This window comes from uncultured Campylobacter sp., assembly GCF_938031315.1.
Lineage (GTDB): Bacteria > Campylobacterota > Campylobacteria > Campylobacterales > Campylobacteraceae > Campylobacter_B.
The window spans coordinates 1-2,142 of the sequence record NZ_CALHHT010000369.1 but is presented as its reverse complement, the minus strand read 5'-3'; the positions used below and the strand labels follow the sequence as shown (position 1 = coordinate 2,142).

The 2,142-nt window shown below is 46.1% G+C and carries 2 protein-coding genes; one reads left to right on the top strand and one right to left on the bottom strand.

Annotated features, from left to right (window positions below; translation table 11 throughout):
• Positions 1–38: 38 nt before the first annotated feature.
• A complete protein-coding gene (locus Q0236_RS08995; protein ID WP_297917028.1) occupies positions 39–746 on the bottom strand; it encodes a hypothetical protein in 708 nt (235 codons plus the stop codon).
• Positions 747–880: 134 nt separating this feature from the next.
• On the opposite strand from Q0236_RS08995, the gene Q0236_RS08990 reads away from it, so the two are divergent.
• The coding region (locus Q0236_RS08990; RefSeq protein WP_297917026.1) for a TonB-dependent siderophore receptor at positions 881–2,142 on the top strand (1,262 nt) is incomplete at its 3' end.

Below are 2,142 nucleotides of genomic sequence, written 5' to 3'. Positions count from 1 at the left end.
GAGAAAATACCGCGCCAAATGGGGCTACTACGACAAGTCTACGAATAAAATTTAAAATCGCCGCCGCCGAATAAATTTAAGCAAAATTTTGACCGGGTAAAATTTCGGATCGGCTTTTGCGCGCCGATTAAATTTACGCGCTCATCAGGCGAGAGGGGTTTAAAATTTTTATCCGCGACCGCCTCGATAAAATTTAATCCCAAAAGCTCGGCTACGCTCAAATTTGACTCTTTTAGCTCAAATTTACCTCTGATCTTGCCGTCGTTTCCGCTAAGCCTAAGCCCGATACCGGCAAGCGCGCCGATGACGCCGCGAGCGCCGCTTTTTAGCTCTTTTAAAAATACGTTTTGTGCGCTTGCCGTCTCAAATGCCCGCTCCATGCTTAAAAATATCTCCTTTGCGCTTCTGCCGAAATTTATCAGTTCTTGTACGTTTAAGATATCTTTTTCAAAGGCCGCCGCGATGCCAGGCTCCGCGCCGAGCGCGCTTTTGCGCTCTAGCAGCTCAAGGGCAAAATTTAGCACGCTCTGCTTTTGCGACTCGCTAAGCCAGGCTTCAAAACACATGCAGCTATTGTGCGAGGTGTAGTTGATGCGAGGATCAAGCAAAAGCTGATGGCGCGTGACGAATGAAACGGGCGCAAACGAGCCCGCAAAGGCGGCGATCTCCTCGGCAAGAAGGCCCGTAGAAATCTCGCCGCCGAGCTCGTCCGTATCGTCGATGCAAAGTAGAAATTTAAATTTCATTTTAAAAGCCTTAACATTTAAGTCGATTTTAAATATTTATAAAATAAAATTATATTCAAATATTTTAATAAATTTATTCCATGAAATGGTATTTTACACAATATATAATAAAAATTTTATTTTAAGGAGTTAGGATGAAAAAGATTGGCTTAATCGCCTGCTGTGCCGCGATAGCGCTTCACGGTGAGGTGTTTACGCTCGGACAAATCGAGGTCGTAGAAAACGTCGGCGGCGTGCAAAAAAGCGACACGAACGTCGTGACCATCGATGAGCAACAGATGCAAAAAGACGAGATAAAGCGTCTCTCGCAGGTCGCTTACAGTACGCCGGGCGTTTATGCGGATAAAAAAGGCCCGCGCGCCGAGCAAAATTTCTACGTTCGCGGTTTTGATTCGCGCAGAGTGCCGCTTTTTATCGACGGAATTCCCGTTTACGTGCCTTACGACGGCAACGCAGACTACGGCAGGTTTAGCACGTTCGATCTAAGCAGGATCGATATCTCAAAGGGCTCAAGCTCGGTGCTCTACGGTCCAAACACTATGGGCGGCGCGATAAATTTAATCACCAAAAAGCCTAGCAAGGAGCTTGAGGGAAATTTAGGCTACGGCTTTGAGACGGGCAGAAGCGGCAAAACCTACGGCAACAACGTCGATTTGAACGTCGGTAGCAAGCAGGAGCTATTTTACGTGCAAGCTGGCGGCAGCTTTATGGAGGATATGGGGCAGCAGATGTCGCGTAAATTTAAAGGAGACGCAAACGACAACGAGGACGGCGGCAGACGCGATAACTCCGTGCAGCGAGATAAGAAATTTAATATCAAACTCGGCCTTACGCCAAACGAAACCGACGAATACGCGATCGCCTACGTAAATCAAAAGGCAAGCAAAGAGCAGCCGATGTATGCGGGAAGATATACGACTTTTAGCCAAAAAGACCGCAAATGGGAGTGGTATCAATGGGACAGACAAAGCGTCTATTTCCTATCGCATACGAAATTTGCAAATAGCTTTTACATAAATACTAAGGCTTTTGCTGATGAGTTTAAAAACGGAATGTTTGATATCGATAAAAAAGAGGATAGCAAGTATAAGGATAACGCATACGGATTCGGTTTGGAAATGGGCGGAGACGTAAGCGATAGCAACACGCTTAAATTTGCCACAAACTACAAACACGATAAGCACTCCGGACATAGAATCCACTATACCGGAAGATTCGGCACCGAACCCACCGTTACCTTTATAGATAGAACCTACGGTTTCGCGCTTGAAGATACTCACAAATTTACCGAGTTTACCAAACTGATTTTAGGCGCTAGTTATGACACGAGAGATGCTATTAAGGCCGAAGACTACATTCAATATAAAGGCGGCGGAGGTGGAGCCAGTAACCCCGC

What these genes read in the sequence shown, in the direction of transcription:
- Q0236_RS08995 (WP_297917028.1), bottom strand. Translation starts at nt 746, where the DNA reads ATGAAATTTAAATTTCTACTTTGCATCGACGATACGGACGAGCTCGGC.